Annotated in this window: 5 protein-coding genes; all 5 read left to right on the forward strand. The window is 69.1% G+C overall.

Annotated features, from left to right (window positions below; genetic code table 11):
* Nucleotides 1–292: hypothetical protein (locus tag L0B03_RS14900; RefSeq protein WP_250447183.1), on the forward strand; the 292-nt coding region annotated here is incomplete at its 5' end.
* A 269-nt stretch (nucleotides 293–561) separates the two neighbouring features.
* On the forward strand, nucleotides 562–1,497 hold the full coding sequence (locus L0B03_RS14905; RefSeq protein ID WP_250447185.1) for a transporter substrate-binding domain-containing protein: 936 nt from the start codon (nucleotides 562–564) through the stop codon (nucleotides 1,495–1,497).
* A gap of 12 nt (nucleotides 1,498–1,509) precedes the next feature.
* A complete protein-coding gene (locus L0B03_RS14910; RefSeq protein ID WP_250447187.1) occupies nucleotides 1,510–2,214 on the forward strand; it encodes an amino acid ABC transporter permease in 705 nt (234 codons plus the stop codon).
* The gene (gene ehuD, locus L0B03_RS14915) at nucleotides 2,214–2,864 is read left to right on the forward strand and encodes an ectoine/hydroxyectoine ABC transporter permease subunit EhuD (protein ID WP_250447188.1); all 651 of its coding nucleotides are present in this window, start codon (nucleotides 2,214–2,216) and stop codon (nucleotides 2,862–2,864) included. The genes L0B03_RS14910 and ehuD overlap by 1 nt, the downstream gene beginning before the upstream one ends.
* Before the next feature lie 67 nt (nucleotides 2,865–2,931).
* Nucleotides 2,932–3,669, forward strand: a complete 738-nt coding sequence (gene ehuA / locus L0B03_RS14920; protein ID WP_308200079.1) for an ectoine/hydroxyectoine ABC transporter ATP-binding protein EhuA — start codon at nucleotides 2,932–2,934, stop codon at nucleotides 3,667–3,669.
* Nucleotides 3,670–3,884 lie beyond the last annotated feature (215 nt).

A 3,884-nucleotide genomic window follows, 5' to 3' on the forward strand; every position in this document is an offset into this window, starting at 1 on the left:
GCTGCTGGTGCTCGCGGTGCACCTCGTGCTGCGCGGGGCGGCCCTCGCTCAGCACGTGGGCTGGCGCGCCCTGGTGGAGGGACGGCTGCTGGCCCGGATCGGTCGCTCGGTGCTCGCGGTGCAGCTCGTGGCGCAGGTGATGCTCCTGGCGGCCGTTTGGGTGCGCAGCGGTCTCGGCGGCCCGGGCCCGGGGTGGGTACGCCTCGTGGCGGTCGCGGCGGCGGTGGCCGTCGTGGTGCTCCTGGTCCCCGGCACGTGGCTGAGCCGCCGCCCCAATGTTTCGGCTGAGTAACGATCCGGGGGGTACCTGGGGGGGTGTCACGACGAGATCATGACATGGTCAAGGCTCAGTATCGCCGCTGGTCAGTGAGGCTTTCCCGGGGGTGTCGCAGACAAGGCCCCGGGTGGTCACAGGGCACAGCACTCGCCTTGAACCCTGCGCGTGAGCGTGCCTAGGTTGGTCGTTGCGCCATGACCATTCGGGGCGATTCATCCTGTGTTGCGGGCTTAACGGCCTTCGGCAGGGGGGCCTTGCCTCGTTTTCAAACCGAAGGGAACCTCATGACGAGCATCTCGCGCAGGAACCGCGCCCTGACCGCCGGAGCCAGCATCCTGGCCCTGGGCCTGCTGGGCGCCTGCAGCAGCGACGGCGACACGGACACCGAGACCGACACCGGTGGTGAGACCACCGCGGAGAGCGGCGGGGCCCTCGCCGAGGCCCAGGAGTCCGGGACCATCACCGTCGGCATCGCCGGTGAGGAGCCCTACAGCTTCCTCAACGACTCGAACGAGCTCGACGGCGCCGTCATCGCGCTGCACGAGGAGGTCTTCGCCGAGCTGGGCATCGACGACGTCCAGGGCGAGCTCGTCGAGTGGGACTCCCTCATCCCGGGGCTCAACGCGGGCCGCTTCGACGCGATCAGTGCCGGCATGTCGATCCTCCCTGAGCGTTGCGAGCAGGCCGCGTTCAGCATCCCCGAGATCATGTACACCACGGCGCTGCTCGTCCCCGAGGGCAACCCGATGGGCCTGGAGAACATGCAGGACGTCGCCGAGGCCGACGACATCACCTTCTCCGCCATGAGCGGTGCGATCGAGGACGGCTACGCGACCGACCTGGGTGTCGAGGTCATGGCGGTCGGCTCCCCGGCCGACGGTCTGGACGCCGTCGTCAGCGGCCGCGCCGACGTCTTCGCGCTGACCGGGATCTCGCTGCGTGCCCTGGCCGAGAACAACCCGGACGCCCCGGTCGAGGTGACCGACGCGTTCGTCGCCGTGGTCGACGGCAAGGAGCAGGTGGGCGCCGGTGCCACCGTCTTCCGTGAGGGCGACGACGACCTGCGCGAGGCCTACAACGAGGCCTCGGCGCAGATCATCGGTGACACGGCCGAGTTCGAGCGGGTGCTCGGGCCCTTCGGCTTCAGCGACGCCGAGCGTCCCACCGAGGACATCACCACCGACATGCTGTGCGCCGGCGAGCTTCCCGACGCCGAGTGATCGAGCGGTTCCTTGGAACTCCTTGAGTCGTTGCTGGATGCCTGGCCACAGCTGTGGTCAGGCATCCAGATCACTCTCGGGCTGTCGCTCGGGGGCGCCGCGCTGGCCTTCGCCGTCGCGGTCGTCCTCGGGCTGGCAGCCATCTCCGAGGCCGCCGTGCTGCGGGGGGTCTCCCGGGTCGTCGTGGAGTTCTTCCGCGGCACCTCCCTCGTGGTCCAGCTGTTCTGGCTGTTCTTCGTGCTCCCGCAGTTCGGGCTGCGCATGGACTCGATGCTCACCGGCATCATCGCCCTGGGTCTCAACTACGGCGCCTACGGCGCTGAGGTGGTCCGCGGCTCGCTGAACGCCGTGCCCAAGGCGCAGTGGGAGGGCACCACGGCCCTGTCGATGTCCTGGGCGACCAAGATGCGCCGGATCATCTGGCCCCAGGCCTGGGCGCTGATGCTCCCCGGGCTCAACAACCTCATGGTGATGCTGGTCAAGGGCACGGCCCTCGCGCTGCTGATCTTCCTGCACGACCTCACCTTCGTGGTGGACAACCTGCGCCGGACCGAGGGCACGTACTTCGCCTTCGGCGTCGGCTTCGCGCTCTACTACCTCATCTCCCTCGGGTTCTCCTCGATCCTGCGGGCCCTTGAGCTCCGGGCGCAGCGCAAGCTCGGGCTCAAGCCCACCAAGGCGCAGACCACGAAGGCGACAGCAGGGGCGGTGGCGTGATGAACGACTTCAGCTGGGACTGGGAGGCCGCCGCCGAGGCGTTCCCCGAGCTGCTCCGGGCCTTCGTCGAGATCACCCTGCTGCTGACCGTGGTGGGCACGATCATCGCCGCGGTGCTCGGGTTGATCTGGGCCCTCGCGCTCCGCGAGCTGCCCACGCCGATCGCCAAGGTCCTCGCCTGGGTGCTCGACGTCATCCGGATGACGCCGCTGCCGCTGCAGCTGTTCTTCGTCTACTACGTCTTCGTCGAGCTCGAGGTCATGACGATCGCGTACATCGTGCTCGGCGTGCACTACTCGACCTACATGGCCGAGTCCTACCGCGCGGGGATCGACTCGATCCGCAAGGGGCAGTGGGAGGCGGCCACCGCCCTCTCCCTGCCCAAGAGCCGCACCTGGCGCGCGGTGATCATCCCCCAGGCCCTGCGTGCCACCCTGCCCTCGTTGGGCAACTGGTCGATCGCGATGTTCAAGGACACCCCGTTCCTCATCGTCATCGGTGTCGCGGAGATGGTCACGCAGGCCCGGAGGTTCGGCGCCAACGAGTTCACCTACGTCGAGGCGTTCACCATCGCCGGGCTGATCTTCCTCGCCGCCAGCTACCCCACGGCCGTGCTCATGCGCCGAATGGAGAAGAAACTTGCCTACTGACAGCGGCCCCGAGCCGCAGACGAGCGGTACGGGCAGCGGGGGCACCCCCCGGATCGTGTTCGACGACGTGGTCAAGAAGTTCGGCGACACCGTCGTTCTCAACGGCCTGAACTTCATGGTCGACAAGGGCGAGCGCGTGACCCTCATCGGCCCCAGCGGCTCGGGGAAGACGACGATCCTGCGGCTGCTGATGACCCTCGAGCACCTCACCGGCGGGTACATCTACGTCGACGGCGACCCGCTCACCCACGAGCTGCGCAACGGCAAGCGGGTGGAGCGCAAGGCCAAGGACGTGGCGAACGTCCGGCGTCGTATCGGCATGGTGTTCCAGCAGTTCAACCTGTTCCCCAACATGAACGTGCTGGAGAACATCACCGAGGCCCCGGTGCACGTGCTCGGCCGGTCCAAGGAGGAGGCCGAGCGCCGCGGTCGGGAGCTGCTCGAGCAGGTCGGCCTGGGCGACCGGGCCGACGCGCACCCGATGCAGCTCTCGGGCGGGCAGCAGCAGCGCGTGGCCATCGCCCGCGCCCTGGCGATGGACCCCGAGATCCTGCTGCTGGACGAGGTGACCTCGGCCCTGGACCCCGAGCTGGTGGGGGAGGTGCTCGGTGTGCTGCGAGAGGTCGCCAAGAACACCGACATCACCATGCTGATCGTCACCCACGAGATGCAGTTCGCGCGGGACGTCTCCAACCGGGTGCTCATGTTCGACCAGGGCCGCATCATCGAGGAGGCCGCCCCCGACGTGATGTTCAGCGATCCCAAGGAGGAGCGCACCCAGGCCTTCCTCCAGGCGGTGCTCTAGGCACCACGGCTGTCCACAGGCCGTGAGTCGGTCGACGGGTCCCCAGCCCCGTCGCCCCCCCACCGGGTTGCTGGCCCGCCCGGCCTAGCGTCCTTCCCGCTGCCGGTCACGGTGGCCCGGGCCGCCCGCCCTCCGTGGCGTGCGGCCCGGCGGCGCGGTGGAGGGGTGCGCGGTGGTGTGGTTCGCGGGGGAGGGCGGTGCCTGGGCGCAGGAGT

This window comes from Actinotalea sp. C106 (assembly GCF_023630195.1).
GTDB lineage: Bacteria > Actinomycetota > Actinomycetes > Actinomycetales > Cellulomonadaceae > Actinotalea.